This is a genomic window from Agromyces sp. NSFZ, from assembly GCF_056156205.1.
This window is the reverse complement of the sequence record NZ_CM149585.1, coordinates 2,567,158-2,588,525: the sequence shown is the minus strand read 5'-3', so window position 1 is coordinate 2,588,525 and position 21,368 is coordinate 2,567,158. Positions and strand designations below refer to the sequence as shown.

The 21,368-nt window shown below is 69.2% G+C and carries 22 protein-coding genes; 14 read left to right on the top strand and 8 right to left on the bottom strand.

Annotation, left to right across the window (positions count from 1 at the left end; genetic code table 11):
- Nucleotides 1-39: 39 nt before the first annotated feature.
- Nucleotides 40-819 (bottom strand): TIGR01458 family HAD-type hydrolase, encoded by a 780-nt coding sequence (locus ACVFI9_RS12160; protein WP_474762483.1) that lies wholly within the window; start codon nt 817-819, stop codon nt 40-42.
- Nucleotides 820-886: 67 nt separating this feature from the next.
- Between ACVFI9_RS12160 and ACVFI9_RS12155 the strand changes: the two genes are divergently transcribed.
- Both ACVFI9_RS12155 and ACVFI9_RS12150 read left to right on the top strand, forming a co-directional pair.
- Nucleotides 887-1,789: a phosphodiesterase gene (locus tag ACVFI9_RS12155; RefSeq protein ID WP_474762482.1), complete on the top strand. Its 903-nt coding sequence runs from the start codon at nt 887-889 to the stop codon at nt 1,787-1,789.
- 7 nt (nt 1,790-1,796) lie between these two features.
- Nucleotides 1,797-2,732 carry a tyrosine-type recombinase/integrase gene (locus ACVFI9_RS12150; RefSeq protein ID WP_474762481.1) on the top strand — a complete coding sequence of 312 codons (936 nt, stop codon included), beginning with the start codon at nt 1,797-1,799 and terminating at the stop codon, nt 2,730-2,732.
- A 134-nt stretch (nt 2,733-2,866) separates the two neighbouring features.
- Here ACVFI9_RS12150 and ACVFI9_RS12145 read toward each other — a convergent pair whose 3' ends face one another.
- The 4 genes from ACVFI9_RS12145 to ACVFI9_RS12130 all read right to left on the bottom strand — a co-directional run bounded on the left by ACVFI9_RS12145 (nt 2,867) and on the right by ACVFI9_RS12130 (nt 6,457).
- On the bottom strand, nt 2,867-4,096 hold the full coding sequence (locus ACVFI9_RS12145) for an ABC transporter substrate-binding protein (RefSeq protein ID WP_474762480.1): 1,230 nt from the start codon (nt 4,094-4,096) through the stop codon (nt 2,867-2,869).
- A gap of 26 nt (nt 4,097-4,122) precedes the next feature.
- A complete protein-coding gene (locus tag ACVFI9_RS12140; protein ID WP_474762479.1) occupies nt 4,123-4,491 on the bottom strand; it encodes a hypothetical protein in 369 nt (122 codons plus the stop codon).
- Between the two features lie 103 nt (nt 4,492-4,594).
- A complete protein-coding gene (locus tag ACVFI9_RS12135) occupies nt 4,595-5,230 on the bottom strand; it encodes an NADPH-dependent F420 reductase (RefSeq protein WP_474762478.1) in 636 nt (211 codons plus the stop codon).
- A 21-nt stretch (nt 5,231-5,251) separates the two neighbouring features.
- Nucleotides 5,252-6,457: an FAD-dependent monooxygenase gene (locus ACVFI9_RS12130; protein ID WP_474762477.1), complete on the bottom strand. Its 1,206-nt coding sequence runs from the start codon at nt 6,455-6,457 to the stop codon at nt 5,252-5,254.
- A 526-nt stretch (nt 6,458-6,983) separates the two neighbouring features.
- On the opposite strand from ACVFI9_RS12130, the gene ACVFI9_RS12125 reads away from it, so the two are divergent.
- Entirely contained in the window at nt 6,984-7,901 is a 918-nt protein-coding gene (locus tag ACVFI9_RS12125) for a LysR family transcriptional regulator (RefSeq protein ID WP_474762476.1), read from the top strand.
- Between the two features lie 179 nt (nt 7,902-8,080).
- On the opposite strand, the gene ACVFI9_RS12120 is transcribed toward ACVFI9_RS12125, so the two are convergent.
- Nucleotides 8,081-8,659, bottom strand: a complete 579-nt coding sequence (locus tag ACVFI9_RS12120) for a murein hydrolase activator EnvC family protein (RefSeq protein ID WP_474762475.1) — start codon at nt 8,657-8,659, stop codon at nt 8,081-8,083.
- Nucleotides 8,660-8,922: 263 nt separating this feature from the next.
- Here ACVFI9_RS12120 and rpsB point away from each other — a divergent pair, with 263 nt between their 5' ends.
- From rpsB to ACVFI9_RS12075, 9 genes are all read left to right on the top strand, one after another.
- Entirely contained in the window at nt 8,923-9,852 is a 930-nt protein-coding gene (rpsB, locus tag ACVFI9_RS12115) for a 30S ribosomal protein S2 (protein WP_474762474.1), read from the top strand.
- A 43-nt stretch (nt 9,853-9,895) separates the two neighbouring features.
- A complete protein-coding gene (gene tsf, locus ACVFI9_RS12110) occupies nt 9,896-10,726 on the top strand; it encodes a translation elongation factor Ts (RefSeq protein WP_474762473.1) in 831 nt (276 codons plus the stop codon).
- A gap of 103 nt (nt 10,727-10,829) precedes the next feature.
- Nucleotides 10,830-11,561 carry a UMP kinase gene (gene pyrH, locus ACVFI9_RS12105; RefSeq protein WP_474762472.1) on the top strand — a complete coding sequence of 244 codons (732 nt, stop codon included), beginning with the start codon at nt 10,830-10,832 and terminating at the stop codon, nt 11,559-11,561.
- Between the two features lie 55 nt (nt 11,562-11,616).
- The gene (gene frr / locus ACVFI9_RS12100) at nt 11,617-12,171 is read left to right on the top strand and encodes a ribosome recycling factor (protein WP_474762471.1); all 555 of its coding nucleotides are present in this window, start codon (nt 11,617-11,619) and stop codon (nt 12,169-12,171) included.
- A gap of 11 nt (nt 12,172-12,182) precedes the next feature.
- Entirely contained in the window at nt 12,183-13,166 is a 984-nt protein-coding gene (locus ACVFI9_RS12095) for a phosphatidate cytidylyltransferase (protein ID WP_474762470.1), read from the top strand.
- Nucleotides 13,167-13,186: 20 nt separating this feature from the next.
- Entirely contained in the window at nt 13,187-13,741 is a 555-nt protein-coding gene (locus ACVFI9_RS12090) for a DivIVA domain-containing protein (RefSeq protein WP_474762469.1), read from the top strand.
- A 65-nt stretch (nt 13,742-13,806) separates the two neighbouring features.
- Nucleotides 13,807-14,469 carry an aggregation-promoting factor C-terminal-like domain-containing protein gene (locus ACVFI9_RS12085; protein ID WP_474762468.1) on the top strand — a complete coding sequence of 221 codons (663 nt, stop codon included), beginning with the start codon at nt 13,807-13,809 and terminating at the stop codon, nt 14,467-14,469.
- Nucleotides 14,470-14,505: 36 nt separating this feature from the next.
- A complete protein-coding gene (locus tag ACVFI9_RS12080) occupies nt 14,506-14,814 on the top strand; it encodes a hypothetical protein (protein WP_474762467.1) in 309 nt (102 codons plus the stop codon).
- On the top strand, nt 14,811-15,563 hold the full coding sequence (locus tag ACVFI9_RS12075) for an alpha/beta hydrolase (RefSeq protein WP_474762466.1): 753 nt from the start codon (nt 14,811-14,813) through the stop codon (nt 15,561-15,563). The genes ACVFI9_RS12080 and ACVFI9_RS12075 overlap by 4 nt, the downstream gene beginning before the upstream one ends.
- A 23-nt stretch (nt 15,564-15,586) precedes the next feature.
- Here the strand turns inward: ACVFI9_RS12075 and ACVFI9_RS12070 are convergent, their stop codons facing one another.
- Both ACVFI9_RS12070 and ACVFI9_RS12065 read right to left on the bottom strand, forming a co-directional pair.
- Nucleotides 15,587-16,651, bottom strand: coding sequence for an AI-2E family transporter (locus ACVFI9_RS12070; RefSeq protein ID WP_474762465.1), 1,065 nt, complete (start codon nt 16,649-16,651; stop codon nt 15,587-15,589).
- A 19-nt stretch (nt 16,652-16,670) separates the two neighbouring features.
- Nucleotides 16,671-18,287, bottom strand: a complete 1,617-nt coding sequence (locus ACVFI9_RS12065) for a DivIVA domain-containing protein (RefSeq protein WP_474762464.1) — start codon at nt 18,285-18,287, stop codon at nt 16,671-16,673.
- A gap of 180 nt (nt 18,288-18,467) precedes the next feature.
- Between ACVFI9_RS12065 and ACVFI9_RS12060 the strand changes: the two genes are divergently transcribed.
- Together ACVFI9_RS12060 and ACVFI9_RS12055 are read left to right on the top strand one after the other, a co-directional pair.
- The gene (locus tag ACVFI9_RS12060) at nt 18,468-20,357 is read left to right on the top strand and encodes a DUF8094 domain-containing protein (RefSeq protein WP_474762463.1); all 1,890 of its coding nucleotides are present in this window, start codon (nt 18,468-18,470) and stop codon (nt 20,355-20,357) included.
- Nucleotides 20,354-21,304, top strand: coding sequence for a co-chaperone YbbN (locus tag ACVFI9_RS12055; protein WP_474762462.1), 951 nt, complete (start codon nt 20,354-20,356; stop codon nt 21,302-21,304). Before ACVFI9_RS12060 ends, ACVFI9_RS12055 begins: the two co-directional genes overlap by 4 nt.
- Nucleotides 21,305-21,368: the final 64 nt, after the last annotated feature.

The following is a 21,368-nucleotide window of genomic DNA, read 5'->3' as shown; positions in this document are numbered from 1 at the left end:
GCTCGCCGTCAGCAGGCGGGAGCGGCAGGCTCGCGTCGCTCAGCGGCTCGCCCACCAGCGTGGCAGGTCGGCGATCGAGTCGAGCACGGCGTCGGGCGTCACGTCGCCCGCGAGATCGGCCTCGGAGAACTTGCCGGTGCGCACGAGTACGCCGGCGAGACCGGCTCGCTGGGCTCCCTCGACGTCGGTGCGGACATCGTCGCCGATCATCACCGCCTGACCGGGTTCGAGGCGCAGCGACTCGACGGCCGTGCGGTAGAACGCCGGGTCGGGCTTGCCGAGCACCACGGCGGCCCGGCCGCTCGCGTACTCGAGGGCGCGCACGTACGCGCCCGCGTCGAGGCGCAGGCCGTCGTCGGCCCGCCAGTACCGCGTGAGCCCGAGCGCGACGAGCGGAACGCGCGGGTCGTCCATGAGCAGCCGGAACGCACGATTGAGCGTCGCGAAGTCCCAGCCGCTCCCGAGATCGCCAATCACGACCGCGCCCGCGTCTCGCACGGCCGAGGCGGGCAGCGGATCCAGTCCCGCGAACTCGGCGGCCGTGGCATCCGGCACGAACAGGGCGGGCCGTTCGATGCCCTCCTGACGCAACCATGCGGCCGCGGCGACGCCGGGAGTGAGGATCTCCGACGCATCCGCGCGGATGTCGAGGCGGGCCAGCTTCTCGACGATCGCGCCGCGCGGGCGGGAGGTCGTGTTCGTCAGGTAGCGGTGCGGGATGCTCTCGCGCTGCAGCCAGTCGACCGTCGCCGCCGCACCGGGCACCCCCGTGTCGCCCACGTAGACGACGCCGTCGAGATCCAGCAGGACTCCCGCCATGCCTCCATCATGCATCGCGAGCGCGACCCTATGCTGGGCGGGGACGCCGGAACGCGAGGAGGCCCGCATGCAGCTCGGACGATACCCCGCGGCCCGCCACGTCATCGCCCACGTGAGCGACACCCACCTGCTCGCCGAGGGCGCACCGCTCGGGGGAGTGGCCGACACCGTCGGCGCGCTCGAGCGCACGACGACGCAGCTCGGCCGGCTGGGCGAAGCACTCGATGCGGTCGTGGTCACGGGCGACGTGACCGACCTCGGCGAGCCCGATGCGTACCGACGCGTGCGCGCGGCATTCGAGGCGCTCGCCGAGTCGACCGGTGTCCGGATCGTCTGGGTCATGGGCAACCACGACGAACGCGCGGCATTCCGCTCCGAGCTGCTCGACGAGCCCGGCACCGACCAGCCCGTGCATCAGGTCGTGCAGCTGGGCGGGCTCCGCATCATCGCGCTCGACACGAGCGTGCCCGGCTACCACCACGGCGCGCTCGACGCGGCATCTCTCGCCTGGCTCGACGCCGTGCTCGCCGAGCCGACCGCCGAGGGCACCCTGATCGCCATGCACCACGCACCGCTCGCGACGCCGCTTTCGCTCATGGACGTGCTCGAACTCCGCGATCAAGACGAGCTCGCCGAGATCGTGCGTGGACGCGACGTGCGGATGATCCTCGGCGGACACCTGCACTACGCCACGAACGGCATGTTCGCCGGCATCCCCGTCTCCGTCGCGGGCGCGACCGCGTACACCATGGACCTCTCGGCACCGCCCGGCGAACTCGTGGGCCTCGACGGCGGCCGCTCGTTCACGCTCGTGCACATCTACGACGAGTCGATCGTCACGTCGGTGGTGCCCGTGGGTCCGTTCCCGCTCGTGACGAGCTTCGGCGCCGAGTTCCTCACCGAGCTCGAGCGGCTCTCGCCCGAGGAACGGCTCGAGCGGTTCTCGCGCAAACGGCCACCGCATCCGTGAGCGGATCATGACCCTCGACCGGCTCGTGGACGACTACCTCGGGCACGTACGCACCGAACGCGGCTACTCCGAGCACACCGTCGCGGCCTATCGCTCCGACCTCGTCGAGCTCGTCGACTTCGCGGCCGAGCGGCACGTCGACGAGGTCGCCGGGCTCGACCTCGCGCTCCTGCGCGACTGGCTGTGGGTCGCGACCGAGCGTGGCCTCGCCCGAGCGAGCATCGCCCGGCGCGCGGCTTCCGCACGCGGATGGACGGCGTGGCTGCATCGGCGCGGACTCGTCCCGGCCGATCCGGGCGTTCGGCTCAAGGCACCGCGCGCGCAGCGGACCCTGCCGCGTGTCGTCACGGAGCGGGCACTCGCCGACGCGCTCGCCGCCCTCACCGACCGGGCTGCGGGCGGAGACGCCACGGCCGTGCGCGACGCCGCGATCGCCGAGCTGCTGTACGCCTCGGCCCTGCGGGTCTCTGAGCTCGTCGGCCTCGACCTCGGCGATGTGGATCGCCGGCGTCGCACGGTGCGCGTCACCGGCAAGGGCGCCAAGGAGCGGGTCGTGCCCTACGGAGCCCCGGCCGCTCGGGCGCTCGACCGCTACCTCGACGTCGCACGCCCCGAGATCATCGCCGCTGCCGCGGAACGGAACGGAGACGCCGGGGGAGCGGCCTCCGCGGCGGTCTTCCTCGGCGCACGCGGCGGTCGGCTGGGGGTTCGGAGCGTGCACCGCCTGATCGCCTCGATGCTCTCGTCGATCCCCGGCGCCGGTCCGAGCGGGCCGCACGCGCTGCGGCACAGCGCGGCGACGCACCTGCTCGACGGCGGAGCCGACCTGCGCGCGGTGCAGGAGTTCCTCGGGCACGCGAGCCTCGGCACGACGCAGATCTACACGCACGTCTCGGCCGAGCGGCTCAAGCAGAGCTACCGCACGGCGCATCCGCGCGCCTGAGCGGCGACGCGGCGCGCCTCGGGGACGGGCCTACGACGGGCTGAGGGATCGACGCCGAGATGCACGCACGCGCCGTCGCCATTGACGCCGGATGCCGCGACCCGGCGGGCCGCGGCATCCGCTCGTCCTTCAACTCAGCCGATGGCCTCGACCGTCTTGTAGCCCGTGCCGTCGTACTTCTGCACGACGACCCCCGACACTGTCGGGATCCCGTCAATCGTGGTGTCGATCTCGGCGCCCTCGAGCATGAACGGGGCGTCGAAGTCCGACACGTTCAACAGCGCCGCCATGAAGCTCTCGCGCGTGGGCTCCTCCATCTCCATGAAGGCCTGCTCAAGCGTCGCGGCGCCGATCCAGCTCCATACGCAGTGCGGGAAGTCGGGGATGCCGTCCTGGTCGGTGTACTGGGCGAGCGCCCCCATGAACGCCTGGCCCTCTTCGCTCTCTTGGAACGCCGGGCTTCCGGCGGACTGCGAGAACGCGACCGTGTAGATGCCGGGGAAGGCCGCTCCGCCACCGGGCTCGAGGATCGCCGCCGGGCTCGACGAATTCGAAGGCAGGAACCAGCTGGGCAACCAGCCCAGCTGCTGCGCCTTCTGCAGCGACGAGATGACCAGCGGCTTGATCGCTGTCGCGTTGAAGAACACGTCGGCGCGTGAACCGGCCAGCTCGGTCAGCTGCGCGTCGACGCTGGTGTCAGTCGCCTCATAGGTGAGCTCACCCACGATCTCGATATCGCCCGACTCCGCGATGGCCTCCTTGAAGCCTTCGACGTAGCCGTCGCCGTAGTCATCGTTCTGCGAAAGGATCGCCACCTTGTGGGGCTCACCCGACGCGACCAGCGCTTCACCGAACGCCCGGCCCTCCTGCGGGTAGGTCGCCACGAGGCCGATCTGCCACGGGCTCTCCTCCCGGTCGCTGAAGATCGGGTCGCCGGTCTGGACCAGCACCTGAGGGATGCCTTCTTCGATGGCGGCCTCGCGCCATGCCCGGTTGGTCGGCGTGCCCAGGCCGATTCCGGCGGCGAACACGCCATCGGCGACCATCTGCTGGAAGTTCGCCAGCGCCTTCTGCGGGTCGTAGGCGTCGTCGTAGGTCCTGATCTCGATCGTGCGGGTCTTGCCGTCGCCGAACTCGATGCCGCCCTCGGCATTCTTCACGCCGAAGTACGCGAGCGCGCCGTCGGCGGTACAGTTGCCCGGTCCCGCGCTGGGGCCGGTGAGTGGGGTCGTGATGCCGAAGGCGAGTGAGGTGTCGGTGATGCCCGGGCTCGCGGCCGTGCCCCCGTCACCCGATTCACCGCCGCCACGCGCACAGCCGGTGACGACCAGCGCCACTGCCGACGCCATGGCGACGATGCCCATGGCGTTCCGTAGACTCTTGTGCATTCTCATTCCTGACCTTGCCTCTCTGTTTCGGGTCCCTGCGGAGTCGTTGCCTGCGACGTCGTCGGAGTGGTCTGCGGGGATCGGGTGTGGTGCCCGCCGCCGCCGCGTCGGCAACCGCCGCCAGGGCGTTGACCGATCCGCGACGTCCGCCCCGACGGCGTGTTCAACACCTCGACGGCATCGATCCGGATGCTCCACGACGAGGGACTGTGGAGACCGCTGACGCAGCCGAACAGCGACGTCGTACGGGCCCCTTTCGGGCCGGTCGGCCCGAAGATCTGGCTCGGCTCCGTGGTGAAGCCCACCGCTTCGAGCCACTTCACGTCGCCGAAGTGCAGGTTCACATCCTGCACTGTGAGTCGAGCACCCATCGTCCAGCCTCTCGCGTCGTCGCGTCCGTGCCGTCGGGATTCGGATGTCCCTGGTGGGACCTATAGATCCGAGAGTGTGAGGGGCCGATATCGCCCCTCGTGCTCACGGCAGTAGCGCGAACCCGGAATCCCAGCTGGTCTTCGCAAGTGCTGCCAACGTGATCTGCAGAAAGCCGAGCGCCTCAAGCTCCCGCGCACGCGAGAGAGGTCCAACGTCAACCGCCCGGAGGCCTGCCGCCGTGACGAGGTCGATGACTGCGATCTTCGCTTCTGCATCATCTCCGGCAAGCACAACCGTGGTGCGGGATCCACCATTGGTGCCGCTGCCCAACGTTTCGGCGAAGTTGATGTTGAACGCCTTCACGACCGCCGCGTTCGGAATGTCCTGAGCGATCTCAGCCGCAGCAGAAGAGTCTGGTGGGACCGACAACCTATCGAATGTGGTGAATTCAATTGGATTGCTGATCTCGATGACAACTCGTCCAGTGAGTTGATCCCGATACTGCGCAAGTACGTCCGCGACCGCCGTATACGGAATCGCGAGGACCACGAGTTCACCGGTGAGCTCATCACCGATGACGCCGTATTCTGCGCTGTCATCCTCGCCTGCGGCACGCTCGACTGTGGCACCGGCACCGGCGCTGCGTTTGAGTATCTGGATCTTCGCGTTCGCCCGTGCGGACATATCGGCGATTGCCGAACCCATCTTGCCGGTGCCGATTATGCTGATCGATGTCATGTGAACAAGGCCCTTCTGGTATCAGCGCGATCGCGTGAGAATCGATTCGGCGACAGCTACCGCGTCGTAGTCGAAGAGGAAACTTCTGCGAAAGTCACGCCCAGCGCGCACGTCGGCGTCGCGTTTCTTGATGTCCTCGTACTCGGCTTGCGAGTCGAGCTGTGAGCCACTCCTGCGCGAGCTCGCCTGCAAGATGGCTGTTCGCTGCATGCGAGCCGAGGTATAGCGTTTGAAGGCATCGACGATGCCGTCAGGGCCGTCAGCTTCCCTGAGGAAGATTGCGAGGGTCACGCTGTCCTCAATCGCCTGGGCTGCCCCTTGGCCGACGTGAGGCAGCATCGTGTGTGCTGCGTCGCCGAGCAATGTGACTCGACCTTGTGACCAATTGGCGAGAGGCTCTCGGTCGTAGAGTCCCCACCAGAAGGTCTTGTCGATTCGTTCGATGAACGCATGAAGCTTCGGATCCCACTCCTCACCCCCGAACTCGGCGGCGAGTTCGCTCACCTCGCCGGCGGACGACCACGATTCCTTCAGGGGCTTGTCACTTGGGACGAACCCGACATAGTTGAACAACTTGCGCTGGCGCACCGGATAGCACATGAAATGCTTCCCACCCCCCATCCAGACCTGGGTCGTCATCGGCCATTCCGCGGGAAGGACACTCGAGTCGATGACGCCCCGATATGCGACGGATCCGGAATAGACGGGATCGGAGGGCTGGATCATGGAATCCCGTACCACGGAGTGAACGCCGTCCGCACCCACCACAGCATCGAACTCAGCCTTGGCACCATTCTCGAATTCAAGGCGTACGCTTGCGTCCAACGCGTGAACCGAGGTCAACCTGTGTCCCACACGAACCGCGCCACTGGGGATCGCTCGGCTCAGAACACCGACGAAGTCGGCTCGGTGCATGCCAAAGGTCTGATACCGACTGGCTGAGTCCGACCAGGCTGCTTCGGCCACCGGTCTGCCGTCCGCATTCATGTAGATGCCCGGTCCCTCCCAGGAAGCACCAGCGAGCTTGACCTCATCGAGCAAGCCCAGGCGGTCGAGCACGCGCTGGCCATTCGGGGTGACTCCGACGCCTGCGCCGACTTCGGCCAACGTCTTCGCTTGCTCGAACACCGTGACCTGGACACCGGCGATCTTCGTAAGCGCTATCGCGGCGGTGAGCCCGCCCACCCCGGCGCCGATGACCGCGACTTTGGTTGGGTGAGTTGCCATCGGTTCTCCTCGAATGCATTGCGTGATTTGGCTTGTCGACGATGAAGAGGGCACGACAAGATGGTGGTGAACGTGTTCCCTGGATTTCGTGGCGCGAGGGCAAGGCCGTCAGGTATGGAGATCGACGCTGCCACGCCTGCGAACCCTGCCCTGAACGCGTCAACACCAGCGACCTTATGTGGCGTGCATATCTCCCTCAACGGGCTGAGGTCGATGGACGTATGGAACTTATCGATGGCCTCAACAGCGGTCAGGGTCCTCACGCCGACTTCTTGGGCGCCCGGTATTCCCTCATGGAGCAGCTCGGATTCCGAACGGTCGTCGGCGCCACCTTCGTCTTGGCGCCCGCGTTCCTGCGAATCCCGACCCGGGGGAGTCGCGAAGTACCCCCGCTCTCGCGAATGCCCAGCGCGACACCCACCTCCCAGCCGTCCGAGGCCGCGGGCGTGACGGGTAGCCGCCCGGCGCCGGCCCACAGCATCGTCGCGTCGAGCCGATGTTCTACGAATGGTCCTACGATTGTTCGATGGGATCTGCCAACCATTTGGCGCTCGACCTGTTCCGGTTGCGGGTCTTCATCACCGTGGTCGAGCGCAATGGCTATTCGGCCGCCGCCCGGCACCTCCACCTGGGGCAGCCCACCGTTTCGCACCACGTGGCGGAACTGCAGAAGGCCCTGGGCTCGGAGCTCCTCAGCTACGAGCAGCGGGCGATACACCTGACGCCGGCCGGCCGCGAGGTGTACCACTCGGCCCTGCTCATGCTCCGTGAGCAGGAATCACTCCAGGAGTCACTGAACGACCTGAAGCACGGCCGGCGCGGCAGAGTCCGGCTCGGAGCCAGCATCGCCTTCGAGCAGCGGTACTTCCTGGACCAAGTGATCGCCCCGTTCTGCCGGAGCCATCAGGGGACATTGCTCTCCCTGCGGTTCGGCCACAGCGCCCAGAACGCCCAGGCGGTCTTGGACAGGGAGGTGGACCTTGCATATGTGATCAAGTGGCAATTGCCCCCCGAGGTCTCATTCGAAGCGCTGCACAAGGCGCCCCTGAGGTTCCTGGTTCCGAGTTCCCATCCCCTGGCCCAGCAGGAGACGGTCGAGGTCGAGGACATCGCTGAGGCCGGCCTGATTACCAGCCCCCTCACCAGCCTCGAGTCGATGTACTACCGGCAGATCCTCCGGGAGAGCGGCATCACCGGGGACCATTCCGTGATCGAGGTGGACGGCATGCAGGCTCGCGTGCTGGCGGCAGAGGCCGGCCTGGGCGTGGTGGCCACCTTCATACCCCACTACGCCCGCGGCACCGTCATGGCCCCGCTCGTCGAGCTCTCGGTCAACGGCCCGACGGCCCAGGCCCAGATCGGCCTCGTTCGCCGGGCCGGGGACGACGGACCCGACGTCGTCAACGCGCTGACGAACTGGCTGCGCCACGTGACCGCGACCTGAGGTCCGCTCTTCTCGTCCACGCAGACCACGACGGCGGGCACCGGCCGGTCCAGGTTGAGACCGACGAGGTCGTAGACCATCTGCGCGAACCGCGAGCCTCGGCACGACGCAGATCTGCACCGATGTGTCGGCCGAACGCCTCGAGCCGAGCTACTGCACGGCACACCCAGGCGCCTGAGTCAGCCCCCGAGCGGCAGGAGCACCGCTCTCGGCAATCCGCCGAGGAACAGGAACGGCGACACGTACTCGCCGTCGACCCGGACGCCGAAGTGCACGCAGACTCGGTCGCAGTGGCCACCGGATGCCACGGTGCCCACGACGTCGCCCGGTGCGACCGCTGCGCCTGTCGCGACGGTCGCCCCGACGGGTTCGACCGCGCTCAGCACGCCGTCGCCGTGATCGATCGACACGACGCCTCGGCCGGCGACGGGCCCCGCGAACCGGATGACGCCGGCGGCGGGCGCGACGACCGGGTCGCCGGATGCCGCGGCGACGTCGATACCGCGATGTCCGGCCGCGTACGGCGTGGCCGGCGCCCGGAACGGCGCGAGCACCGTGATGGGCGGCGCGACCGGCCACACCCACGGCTCGGCCGGCGAGGACGGGTCGCCGACCTCCGGTCGTGGAGGACCTGCGTTCGCCGCCGCGGGCATGAGCAGCACGGCGGCGACGGAGGCGGCGAGGAGCAGGACGGAGGCCGCGGCGACGAGGGCGACGCGGCGGCGCGGCGAGGGAACGCGGGGGCGGGAGGCGAGCATGGCTCGATGCTCCTCTGGCTCGGGGCATCCGTCGCCCGATGCCCGCGGATTTGTGCGATCGAGGCGCCTCGGGGCGGTTGGGGAGGGCCGGTGCCGGTGGTAGAGTGTCGAGAGCGCCTCGGCCTGCCGGGGCGACTACGCGTGCCATTTCGGCCGACGACTCCACTCAGTCCCACTCGGAAGAGCGGGCGGAGCCGTGCCGGGCACCAGGGCTCCCGACCGCCGGTCCGGGGCGACAACTGAGAACAGAAGGAGAACGGCTCATGGCCGTCGTCACCATTCGCCAGCTGCTCGACAGCGGCGTGCACTTCGGGCACCAGACCCGCCGTTGGAACCCGAAGATGAAGCGCTTCATCTTCACCGAGCGTTCCGGCATCTACATCATCGACCTGCAGCAGTCGCTCGCCTACATCGACAAGGCGTACGACTTCGTCAAGGAGACGGTCGCCCACGGCGGCACCATCCTCTTCGTCGGCACGAAGAAGCAGGCCCAGGAGTCCATCGCCGAGCAGGCCACGCGCGTCGGCCAGCCCTACGTCAACCAGCGTTGGCTCGGCGGCCTCCTCACGAACTTCACCACGGTCTCCAAGCGCCTCGCGCGCATGAAGGAGCTCGAGGAGCTCGACTTCGAGGGCACCACCAGCGGCTTCACCAAGAAGGAGCTGCTCATCAAGAAGCGCGAGCTCGACAAGCTGCACAAGTCGCTCGGCGGCATCCGCAACCTGTCGAAGACCCCGTCGGCGCTCTGGGTGGTCGACACCAAGAAGGAGCACCTCGCGATCGACGAGGCCAAGAAGCTCGGCATCCCCGTCATCGGCATCCTCGACACGAACTGCGACCCCGACGAGGTGCAGTACCCGATCCCGGGCAACGACGACGCGATCCGATCGGTGAGCCTGCTCACCCGCATCATCGCCGACGCCGCCGCCGAGGGCCTCATCGAGCGTCACCAGAAGCCCGAGGCCGAGGGCAACGTCTCGGCCGTCGAGCCGCTCGCCGAGTGGGAGCAGGAACTCCTCCAGGCGCAGACGCCCGAGCAGTCCTCCGCCGAGACCGCCAAGGTCGACGAGGCCACCGCCGAGTCCGCTGAGGCCGCCGAGGTCGCCGAGGTCGTTTCCGCGGATGCGACCGCGACCGCCGCGACCGAGTCCGAGGCCGACGCCGCGGGCGCCGCTGCCGCCGAGACCAAGTAAGACCCCTCCACACACGACCACGAGTCCAGGAGACTTCCACAACATGGCCAACTTCACACTCGAAGACGTCAAGACCCTGCGCGAGCGCCTCGGCACCGGCATGGTCGACACCAAGAACGCGCTCGTCGAGGCAGACGGCGACCTCGAGAAGGCAGTCGAGCTCCTCCGCCTGAAGGGCGCGAAGGGCAACGCGAAGCGTGCCGACCGCTCGACCGCCGAGGGTCTCGTCACCGCCGTCGACAACGGCGACGGCACCGCCACCCTCATCGAGCTCGCCTGCGAGACCGACTTCGTCGCCAAGGGCGACAAGTTCGTCGCGCTCGCCGACCGCGTGCTCGCCGGCGTCGCGGCGGCTCGCGCCGAGACCGTCGAGGCCGCCCTGGCCGCGCCGGCCGACGGCAAGACCGTCGCCGACGTGATCAGCGAGGAGGCCGCGATCCTCGGCGAGAAGGTCGAGCTCCGTCGCATCCGCCTGGTGAAGGGCGAGCGCTTCGCGATCTACCTGCACAAGACGTCGAAGGACCTGCCCCCGCAGGTCGGAGTCGTGCTCGGCTACTCGGGCGACGACGCCGACACGGCTCGCAGCATCGCGCAGCACATCTCGTTCGCCGACCCCGAGTTCCTCACCCGCGAGGACGTCCCGGCCGAGGCGGTCGAGAAGGAGCGCGCGATCGTCGAGCAGATCTCGCGCGAGGAGGGCAAGCCCGAGGCCGCCCTTCCGAAGATCATCGAGGGTCGCCTCGGTGCCTACTTCAAGCAGGTCGCGCTCCTCGAGCAGGACTATGCCAAGGACAACAAGCTCTCGGTCCGCAAGGTCGTCGAGGACGCAGGCCTCACGGTGAGCGACTTCGCTCGCTTCAAGGTCGGCGCCTAGGTCGATGTGAGGGAGTCCGGTTCGCACATGCGACCCGGACTCCCTTTTCCATGCGCGGAGCGCAACCAGTAGTTTTGACACGGGCACGGAGGGACGGGCGAGGATGACGGAACGCAGGCGAAGGGTCATGCTGAAGCTGTCGGGGGAGGCGTTCGGCGGTGGGGCGCTCGGCGTCAATCCCGATGTCGTGGCCGCGCTGGCCAAGGAGATCGCCGACGCCGCACGCACCGTCGAGGTCGCGATCGTCGTCGGCGGCGGGAACTTCTTCCGCGGTGCAGAGCTCTCGCAGCGCGGCATGGACCGCGGGCGAGCCGACTACATGGGCATGCTCGGCACGGTGATGAACTCGCTCGCGCTGCAGGACTTCCTCGAGCAGGCGGGCGCCGAGACGCGCGTGCAGTCCGCGATCTCGATGACGCAGGTCGCCGAGCCGTACATCCCTCGCCGTGCCGAGCGGCACCTCGAGAAGGGGCGCGTAGTGATCTTCGGCGCCGGTGCCGGCCTGCCCTACTTCTCCACCGACACGGTGGCGGCCCAGCGTGCCCTCGAGATCGGCGCCGACGTCGTGCTCGTCGCGAAGAACGGCGTCGACGGCGTGTACTCCGACGACCCCCGAACGAACCCCGATGCGCACAAGATCGACCGGATCAGCTACCAGGAGGCCCTGCAGCGCGGCCTGAAGGTGGTCGACTCCACCGCGTTCAGCCTCTGCATGGACAACGGCATGCCCATGCAGGTGTTCGGCATGGAGCCGAGCGGCAACGTGACCGCCGCCATCCTCGGCGCCGACCTCGGCACCATCGTCAGCAACGGCGTGCCGGTGTCGACCCGATAGGTGCTGCGCCCCACTCGATAGACTGTCCCGAGTAGCGAACCGAAAAGGAGCTCCCGTGATCGCGGATGTACTTTCCGATGCCACCGCACGCATGCACAAGGCCGTCGAAGTCGCGAAAGACGACTTCGCCACCGTGCGCACGGGCCGGGCGAACCCCCAGATGTTCCAGAAGATCATGGTGAGCTACTACGGCACGCCCACGCCGCTGTCGCAGCTCGCCTCGCTGCAGAACCCCGAGGCCCGCACGCTCGTGGTGACCCCCTACGACAAGGGCGCCCTGCGCGACATCGAGCAGGCGATCCGCGACACTCCGAACCTCGGCGCGAACCCGTCGAACGACGGCAACATCATCCGGGTGACGCTGCCCGAGCTCACCGAGGAACGCCGCAAGGAGTACGTGAAGCTCGTGCGGTCCAAGGCCGAGGACGCCAAGGTCTCGGTTCGCAACATCCGCCGCAAGGCGAAGGACGACCTCGACTCGCTCAAGGGAGAGGTCGGCGACGACGAGGTGGCGCGCGGTGAGAAGGAGCTCGAGCACATCACCAAGACCAACGTCGACGCGATCGACGATGCGCTCAAGCGCAAGGAAGCCGAACTCCTCGAGGTCTGAGGGGCAGACGGATGTCAGGTGTCCCAGAGGGGGAGCAGTCGGACGCCGGGGGGCATGACCGAACCGCGCGCGACGACTTCCGGGCGCAGGTGCATGCCCGCAAGGCCGACCTCGAGCGCCAGTTCGAGGCCTCCAAAGCCCAGTTCGACCAGGCGCAGGAGAAGATCCAGGCCCGCACGGGCCGCAACCTGATCCTCGCGATCGTCATCGGCCTGGTCTTCGGCGGCGCCCTGCTGCTGAGCCTGCTCGTCATCAAAGAACTGTTCATGCTCTTCGCCGTGCTGCTCGCGGGATTCGCCAGCTACGAACTCGCGCAGGCGCTGCGCAAGGACGACTACCGCGTACCGCGGATCCCCACCGTCGTGGTCGCCGTCGCCGCGGTACCTGCGGCGTACTACGGCAGTGCCGGCGGGCAGCTCGTCGCGGTGCTCCTCGGCATCGTCGTGGTGAGCCTCTGGCGGCTGGGGGAGCAGCTCGTGCCGAGCCTTCGCCGGTCCCGTGCCAGCCTCTTGCGCGACCTCATCGCCGGGGCGTTCGTGCAGGGCTACGTCACGTTCCTCGCGACGTTCGCCGTCGTGCTCACCGCCGCCGAGGGCGGTCAATGGTGGACGCTGGCCTTCATCGTCACCGCGGTCGCGGCCGACACCGGCGCCTACGCGTCGGGCCTCATGTTCGGCAAGCACCCGATGGCGCCCGTGATCAGCCCGAAGAAGACGTGGGAGGGGTTCGCCGGAGGAGCCCTCGCGAGCCTCATCGCCGGTGTGCTGCTCTCGACGCTGATGCTCGGCAACACGTGGTGGTTCGGCCTCATCTTCGGCGCGGCGATCTTCCTCACCGCGACCCTCGGCGACCTCGCCGAGTCGCTCGTGAAACGCGACATCGGCATCAAGGACATGAGCTCGTGGCTCCCGGGTCATGGCGGGTTCCTCGATCGGCTCGACTCGATCCTCCCGTCGGCGGCCGTGGCATTCGTGGCGTTCCGGGTCTTCGGTTGAGTGTCCGGGATAATGGTGCGGTGAGCTCCACGTTCCCCCGCGCGCGAAAGCCCCACCTGGGCTACAACATCGATCAGGTCGAGGAGTTCCTGCAGGTGGCCCGACGCGCCTACGACGGATCCGCCCGGCCCGGCGACCCCCCGCTGTCGTCGGAACGCATCCGGCTCACCGCGTTCGCCATGCAGAAGGGCGGCTACTCGACCGCGCACGTGGACGCCGCCCTCGAGCGGCTCGAAGACGCATTCGCCGCCGAGGAGCGACAGGTCGCCGCCCGGCTGCACGGCACGGAGGCCTGGCTCAGCGAGGCGCGCACCACCGCACAGGTCATCACCAACCGACTCGCCCGGCCCGAGGGCGAGCGCTTCGACCGGGTGAGCCCGCTCGCCCTCGGCTACCGCGTACGGGACGTCGACCGCTTCGCCGACAAGCTCACGCGCTACTTCCGCGACGGATGGCCCATCTCGATCGACGACGTGCGCACGGTCGTGTTCACGACCCAGCGGGGCGGCTACCGCGAGTCGCAGGTCGACCTCGTGCTCGATGCCGTGGTCGATGTCATGCTGGCGGTCCGGTGAGCGGTTCCACACGGTCGAGCCGACGTTCGACGAGCTCGCGGCGGCTCCGATACACTCGACGAATCGTGGGCAGGCACATGGGATCGAGCGGCGCGTCGGGCGCGGTGCGTTCGCATCCCACGAACTCCTCGACCCGGGGTCCGGTCAAGCAGGCGGCCATCGTCGTCTTCGCCTTCGCCGCCTCGGTGAGCTTCCTCCTCGTCAACGTCGTCGACCCGTACTCCGGGGCGACGGCCTCGGCCGACTTCGCTCCCGGCGGCGACCGGTTCGGTGGCGAGGAGGTGCAGGCCTACGCCGTCGACGGCGAGTACTCCATCGGCGTGTCCCGTGAGGGGTACGTGGTCGAGAAGAAGCCCGAAGTCAAGCTCGCGCCCGCTTCGACCTCGTCGGCCAGCGGGTGGGCACCGCCCGCCATCACCCCCGATCCCGGCTCGGCGCAGGCGTACGCGGCCGGTGCGGTGGCCGCCCGCGGTTGGGCGTCCACCGAGTTCGACTGCCTCGTCGCGCTCTGGAACAAGGAGTCCGGGTGGCGGGTGAACGCCTACAACGCGTCGAGCGGCGCCTACGGCATTCCACAGGCGCTCCCCGGTTCGAAGATGGCGACCGCAGGGGCCGACTGGGAGACCAACGCGGCGACCCAGATCGAATGGGGCCTCGGCTACATCCAAGGCCGCTACGGCACGCCCTGCGGCGCCTGGGCGCATTCGCAGGACGTCGGCTGGTACTGAGCCGAGCCTGGCGGGCCGCGACCCTAGACTGGGACCATGGCGCGCTCGAACCGGTCACGAGGACGCGCGGCGCGTGCCCGTGAGCCGCACCCGGAGCTCGACGTCGAGCGCATGACGGCCGGCTGGCGACGCACCGAGGTGCGTGGCGGTCGCGAGTGGAACGTCCAACCGGTCTCCGAGCAGCAGGCTGTCAAGGACTACCTGTGCCCCGGCTGCGGGCTCGACGTCGCATCGGGCGTCGCCCACCTCGTGGTGTGGCGAGCCGACGGCGTGCTCGGCGACGCCGCCGATCTCGCGGCACGTCGCCATTGGCACACCCACTGCTGGAGGATCGTCACCCCGTGAACCACGAGAACCAGGCCGACCAGGTCGAGATCAGGGCCGGCATCGAACTGCCGGCCGTCCGCGAGGAGATCGAGCTGCACACCTCCGATGGGCTCACCCTCGTCGGGGAGCTCGCGACCCCGGTCGATCGACCGCCGGTCGCCACGCTCGTGACCCTGCATCCGCTCCCGACGGCCGGTGGGTTCATGGACTCGCACGTGCTGCGCAAGGCCGCCGCCCGGCTGCCCGCGCTCGCGGATCTCGCCGTGCTGCGATTCAACACCCGCGGCACATCATCGCCGCGCGGCACCAGCGAGGGCTCGTTCGGCGAAGGCGTCGAGGAGCGGGCGGATGTCGCGGCCGCCATGCAGTTCGTCGCCGAACGCGGACTGCCGAACCCGTGGCTGGTCGGCTGGTCGTTCGGCACCGAGCTCGCGTTGAAGTACGGACTCGAGCACGGCATCGCCGGGGCAGTGCTGCTGTCGCCGCCGTTGCATCGCACGAGCGAGGAGGAGCTGCGCCGCTGGAACGCGTCCTCAGCGCCCATCATCGCCCTGATCCCCGAGCACGACGACTTCCTGAAGCCCGCCGCCGCCGCCGAGCGCTTCGCGGTCCTGCCGCGCCTGCGCCGCATCGACGTGTCGGGCGGCAAGCACCTCTGGGTCGGCGAAGCGCAGACCCGCCGGGTGCTCGAGGAGATCGTGGCGGCCGTGAATCCGTCGGCGCTCCCGTTGCCGACCACCTGGCCCGCGGCATCCGTCGCCGGCTGACGCCAGGCGACCGGCCTCCTGCCTCAGCGCTCGTTCTGTCGCGGGATCACGACCTGCTTGATGATGAGCAGCACGGATGCCGCGAACGGGATCGCGATGAGCGCACCGAGGATGCCGAGGAGCGATCCGCCGGCGAGGGCGGCGATCACGACGAGGGCGCCCGGCACCTTGACGGCCCGCGTCATGATGCGAGGGCTCAGCACGTAGGCCTCGATCTGCATGTAGATGAGGTAGTAGATGGCGGCCACCAGTGCGGTGAGCGGTGACCCGAGGCCCGGGATGAGGCACACCAGCACGATGAGGATCGAGCCCGACAGCGTGCCGACGAGCGGCACGAGCGAGAACAGGAACGCGAGGAGCGCCAGGACGGCCGGGAACGGCGCCTTGATGATCGAGAGGAAGACGAAGCTCAGGATGCCGTTCACCGCGGCGAGCGAGACCTGGCCGAGCACGTAGCGGCCCACCGATTGCGTGATCTGCTCGGTGAGGTCGGCGAACCTGTCGCGCTTCGACGCCGGCACCAGCTGGTAGGTGGCTCGCTTCATGCTGTTCAGGGACGCGGCGAAGTAGAGCGTCAGGATGAGCACGATCACGATCGCGAAGATGCCCGTGCCGATGGCGATCGTGACCTGCAGCACGCCTCCGGCGAGCTCGCTCAGTTTCTCGGGGTTCGTGAAGAAGTCGGTGATCGCGGCGGTGACCTGCTCCTGCAGGTCGCTGATCGCGAGCTGCGGGAACTGCTCCTCGAGGGACTCGACCCAGTCGAAGCTGCTCACGCGCTCGATGATCGCCGGGATCTCCTCGACGAGCTGGCTCACCTGGTCGACGATGATCGGCACCACCGCGAGGACCAGGGCGGCGATGATGAGGCCGACCCCCGTCATCACGATGATGATCGCCGCCCAACGCGGAAGCCCTCGGCGCTCGAGCCAGCTGATCGCCGGATCGAGGCCGAGGGCCAGGAAGAGTGCCGCACCGATGTACGCGATGATCGTCGACAGGGTCGCGATCGACGCGAGGATGAGCAGGCCGAGGCCGACCCCCAGCGTTCCGACGAGTCCGACTCGGAACGCGTTCTGGATCTTCATCGGCCGGCGCGCCCGCCGGTCAGCGCGACGTCTGCGCAGCCACCTGCTCGGCGGCCGTCAACACCCCGCGCAGGCTCTCGAAGTAGCCCGCGACCGCGTCGCGCTCGATCTTGATCTGCGACAGGCGGTCCTCCGCATCGGCGACGAGGGCGCGGGTGCGCTCCTCGGCGTCGGCGATGAGCTTGCGCGCCTGGTCGTGCGCGGCCGAGATGCGCTCGCGCGCCTCCTCGTCGGCCCGGTCGCGGACCTCCGCGATCTCGCTGCGCACCTTGGTCTCGAGACGCTCGGCCTCGGCGCGGCTCTCGGCCGTGCGTGCGACCGCCTCGGCGAGCTCGGCGTTCGCGTCGTCGAGGAACTTCTGCGTCTGCGCCGCAGCCTCCTGGTGGGCGGTGAGCAGCTCCTGCTCGGACTCGTCGCGCTTGCGAGTGAGCTCGGCCTCCAGGTCGAGGTGGGCCTTCTCGATCTCACGACGCATGCGGTTGACCTCGTGCGTCGTCTTCTTGCGCATCGACGTCAGCTGATTGTCGAGATCGATGCGGGCCTGCTCGGCCTCGGCCTCGAAGTCGGCGCGCGCCTGCTCCTGCTCGAGCGCGAGGTCGGCGCGCATCTGGTCGAGGTCGGCGGCGTGCTTGGCACGGATGCGCTCGAGCTCGTGCTGCAGCTTGAGGCGTGCGGCCTCGGCCTCGCGCTCGCGGTCGACCTTCGCCTGCTCCTTCTGCTGGAGGAGTTCGGCGCGGCTGGCCTCGAGCTCGTGGTCGAGGTCGGTGCGTGCCTGCTCGAGCTCGTGCACCAGGGCGGCACGGCGTTCAGCGATCTCGGCCTCGATGGCGGCACGAGCCTCGGCCGTCTCGCGCTCGAGGTCGAGGCGCGACTGCTTGGTCTCGCGAGCGAGGTCGATGCGGGCCTGTTCGGTCTCCTTGGCGAGTTCTGCACGCGCGCGGTCGAGCTCGATGGCGACCTCGGCGCGCGTCTGCTCGGTCTCCTGTGCGAGACCCGCCGCAGTGGCCCGGGCCTCGGTGGCCTCGGTGTTGGCCGCGACGAGGATCTCGGACGCCTTGCGTTCGGCCGCGGCCACCGTTGCGGCCGCCTCGCGCTTGGCGCTCGAGCGGAGCTCGGCGGACTCGGTGGCCACCGCGCCGCGGATGGCGGCCGCGTCGCGGGCCGCCTCCTGGCGGAGCTGCTCGCTGGACTCGTGGGCCCGGGCGACCATGTCGTCGGCCTCGGCGCGGGCGTTCTCGAGCACGCGGTTGGCCTGGGCGCGGGCCTCGCTGAGGGTGCGCTCGGCGAGCTCGTGCGCGTCGGAGCGCATGAGGTGCGCCTCGTCTTCGGCGGCACGGCGGAGCTTCTCGGCGTCGATGTCGGCCTGTGCGATGAGGCGCGTGGACTGCTCCTCGGCGACGCGGAGCGTGTTCTCGAGCTTGGTGCCGAGGCCGGAGAAGGTGGGGCTGCCGACCTCCTCGAGCTCGGCGGTGAGTTCATCGATGCGCGCAAGGAGGCGTTTGTTCTCCTTGGCCTGCTCGGCGAGTTGGTTGTTCGCGTTGATGATGTCGCGTCGGAGCCCGTTGAGGCTCTTATCGACTTCGTCCTTGTCGTATCCGCGGAACACCTGCGTGAACTCGGTCTCTTCGACGGCCATTCTTCCTCCGGGCTCTGTCCCGCGTTCGTGGGGGCTCATGCGGGATGTGTCGATTGTACGGGCACGAGGGGTCGCGCGTGCACGCTGCCCACAGGCTGTGGTTAGGAGACTCCCAGACACCGCCGGTAGTGTGGAATGTCCCTGTTCGAAGCCGCCCGAGGCGGCAACGGAGGTTTGTTCGTGCGCTTCGCTCTCGCCATCGTGGCTTTCGTGGCCGCGGCCGTGATGATCGGGTTCGGGATCGCCCAGCGCACTGTCTACCTCGATCCCGATCGGGTGACGCTCACCAGCCGGCTCGAGGAGGAGGCGGCCTACGTGGTCGTCGAACCCGACGCGCTCGGCGCGCACCCCGGTAAGCAGACCCTGACCGTGTCTGGTTCCGACACCGTCTTCCTCGCGTACGGCCGCACCTCCGACGTCACGTCGTGGCTCGGCGAGGAGCCGTATGTTGCCGTGCACTACGACGCCGAGGCCGAGGAGTTCACGAGCGAACTCGTCGCCGGCGGCACCGCCGGAGACGCCCCCGCCGGAACGGAGACGCCCGCGGCCACCCCGGCCCCCACTCCCGCAGAGGGCGACCCGGCGGCCCAGGTGGCCGACCCGGCGGCGTCGCCGGCCGGCTCCGACCTCTGGCTCGACGAGTTCACCGAGGAGCGATCGTTGACGACGACGATCGACGTGCCCGACGACATCGCCGTGCTGCTGGCGAGCGACGGCACCGCCCCGGCGCCGACCGACCTGTCGATCTCGTGGCCGCTCGACAACTCGACGCCGCTGGCCGGCCCGCTGATCGCCGGTGGTGCGCTCGTCTTCCTGATCGGGCTCGTCCTCCTGTTCACCGGCTTCCTGCACCACCGCCGTTCGCGCGGACCACGCCGCAACCTGCCCAAGGGCCCGCGCGGCCGGCTCCCGAGCGCGCCGAAGCCGTCGGCGCGGCAGGGCCTCACCGGCGGCAACCGGCGCGCCATCGGCCGCGCCCGTCGTATCGCGCTCGTTCCGCTCATCGCGGTGCCCGCCCTGGCCCTGAGCGCGTGCTCCTCCGACTACTGGCCGAGCTTCGACCAGGCGACCTCGTCCACCGCTCCGGCGAGCCCGTCCACGCCACCGGCGACGGCGGCGACCGACACCCCCGTCCAAGAGGACGAAGAGGAGATGGAGCCCGCGGTCACGGTGCCGCAGATGGAGCGCATCATGCGCCGTGTCGCCGTCTTCGCCAAGGAGGCCGACGACGCCCGTGATGCGACCACGGTCTCCGAGCGCTTCACCGGGCCTGCGCTCGAGGCCCGGTTGGCGAACTACACGATCCGCGGCAGCCTGCCCGATCACCCGGCCCCGGTCGCGGTGCCGGCATCGCCGTTGACGCTCACGCTGCCACAGCAGGTGGCCGGCTGGCCGGCCACCGGGCGGACCGTGCTCACCATCGCGCAGAACTCCGACCCGACCATCGCGCCGACCGCCCTCGTGCTCCAGCAGGCGACGCCGCGCGACAACTACAAGATCGTCTACGCGATGTCCCTTGCGCCGGATGCCGACGTTCCCGAGGTCGCGCCGGCCTCCATCGGCGCCCCGCTCATCTCGCCCGAGTTCAAGGGACTCGTGCTCCCGCCCGGTCAGGTCGCCGGTGCGTACGCCGACCTCCTGCTGAAGGGCGACGCCTCGGAGTTCTACGAGCTGTTCGACGCCGAGGGCGACGTGCTGCGCGAGCAGCTCGGCGTCACCGGACAGCAGGCGACGCGTGACTCCCTGGCGGGCAAGGAGGCCGCGATCGCGTTCTCCAACGTCGTGGGCGACAGCCCCACCATCGCGATGGCGACGAACGACTCCGGCGCCCTCGTGAGCGTCTCGATCGAGCAGACCGAGCAGGTGACGCCCACGAACGGCGGTACGATCGGCTTCGAGGCCGGCGCCCCTGGCGCGGCCCTCTCGGGCTTCACCGAGAAGAGCGCCAAGGGCGTGCAGCGCGTCATCGGCGTGCAGTTGCTGTTCTACGTCCCGAGCGTCGGCTCGGATGAGCAGATCCGGCTCCTCGGCTGGTCCGAGAGCCTGATCGGAGCATCGGAGGTACCGTGACCGACCCCACACCGCCGAGCGGCCTTCGCGGAGCCGTCGACCTGTCCGCGCTGGTGCAGCGTTCGCAGGGCTCGCCGCATCAGGGCGCCCAGCCCAGGCATGCGGCGAACGCCGACCCCCTGGTCTTCGAGACGGATGACGCCTCGTTCGGCTCCGCGCTCGAGCTCTCGCGCACCGTCCCGGTCGTCGTCGTGCTCTGGGCATCGTGGAACGAACAGTCGACGCAGCTCGTGGCCACCCTCGAACGTCTCGTGCGGGCGCGTGAGGGGCGACTCGTGCTGGCCGCGGCCGACGCCGACCGAAGCCCGCAACTCGTGCAGGCCTTCCAGGCGCAGGGCATCCCCACCGTGGTCGCCGTCGTCGCCGGTCAGCCCGTGCCGCTCTTCGCCGGCGTCCAGCCCGACGACGTGATCGGGCAGGTGTTCGACCAGCTCCTCGAGCTGGCCGCCCAGAACGGCGTCTCCGGGCGCGTCGACGTGAGCGGCGCCGAAGGGAACGGTGACGGCGCCGCACCCGAGGCCTCCGAACCGCCCCTGCCGCCGCTGCACCAGGAGGCGTACGACGCGATCGGGCGGGGCGACTACGACGCTGCGGCATCCGCCTACCGCACCGCCATGGCCCAGGATCCGCGTGACGCGCTCGCCGTCGCCGGCCTCGCCCAGGTCAACCTGCTCGGCCGCCTGCAGGGCAAGTCGCTCGACCAGATCCGCAATGCCGCGGCATCCGCCCCCGACGACCTCGACGCCCAGCTCGACGTCGCCGACCTCGACCTGTCGGGCGGCCACGTGGAGGACGCGTTCGACCGGCTCCTCACGCTGTTCCCGAAGCTCGACGCCGACGGCAAGAAGCTCGTGCGCGAGCGGCTCGTGGAGCTCTTCGAGGTCGCCGGCACTGAGGATCCGCGCGTGATCGCGGCTCGGCGGCGCCTCACGAACCTGCTCTTCTAGACCGGCACCGACGCGCTCGAGTTCCCTGAGCCCGTCGAGGGGAACACGTGCCGGTAAGCGGCTC

Coding starts and splice junctions, on each gene's coding strand:
- ACVFI9_RS12160 (WP_474762483.1), bottom strand. CDS start 819: ATGGCGGGAGTCCTGCTGGATCTCGACGGCGTCGTCTACGTGGGCGAC.
- ACVFI9_RS12155 (WP_474762482.1), top strand. CDS start 887: ATGCAGCTCGGACGATACCCCGCGGCCCGCCACGTCATCGCCCACGTG.
- ACVFI9_RS12150 (WP_474762481.1), top strand. CDS start 1,797: ATGACCCTCGACCGGCTCGTGGACGACTACCTCGGGCACGTACGCACC.
- ACVFI9_RS12145 (WP_474762480.1), bottom strand. CDS start 4,096: ATGGGCATCGTCGCCATGGCGTCGGCAGTGGCGCTGGTCGTCACCGGC.
- ACVFI9_RS12140 (WP_474762479.1), bottom strand. CDS start 4,491: ATGGGTGCTCGACTCACAGTGCAGGATGTGAACCTGCACTTCGGCGAC.
- ACVFI9_RS12135 (WP_474762478.1), bottom strand. CDS start 5,230: ATGACATCGATCAGCATAATCGGCACCGGCAAGATGGGTTCGGCAATC.
- ACVFI9_RS12130 (WP_474762477.1), bottom strand. CDS start 6,457: ATGGCAACTCACCCAACCAAAGTCGCGGTCATCGGCGCCGGGGTGGGC.
- ACVFI9_RS12125 (WP_474762476.1), top strand. CDS start 6,984: ATGGGATCTGCCAACCATTTGGCGCTCGACCTGTTCCGGTTGCGGGTC.
- ACVFI9_RS12120 (WP_474762475.1), bottom strand. CDS start 8,659: ATGCTCGCCTCCCGCCCCCGCGTTCCCTCGCCGCGCCGCCGCGTCGCC.
- rpsB (WP_474762474.1), top strand. CDS start 8,923: ATGGCCGTCGTCACCATTCGCCAGCTGCTCGACAGCGGCGTGCACTTC.
- tsf (WP_474762473.1), top strand. CDS start 9,896: ATGGCCAACTTCACACTCGAAGACGTCAAGACCCTGCGCGAGCGCCTC.
- pyrH (WP_474762472.1), top strand. CDS start 10,830: ATGACGGAACGCAGGCGAAGGGTCATGCTGAAGCTGTCGGGGGAGGCG.
- ACVFI9_RS12095 (WP_474762470.1), top strand. CDS start 12,183: ATGTCAGGTGTCCCAGAGGGGGAGCAGTCGGACGCCGGGGGGCATGAC.
- ACVFI9_RS12080 (WP_474762467.1), top strand. CDS start 14,506: ATGGCGCGCTCGAACCGGTCACGAGGACGCGCGGCGCGTGCCCGTGAG.
- ACVFI9_RS12070 (WP_474762465.1), bottom strand. CDS start 16,651: ATGAAGATCCAGAACGCGTTCCGAGTCGGACTCGTCGGAACGCTGGGG.
- ACVFI9_RS12065 (WP_474762464.1), bottom strand. CDS start 18,287: ATGGCCGTCGAAGAGACCGAGTTCACGCAGGTGTTCCGCGGATACGAC.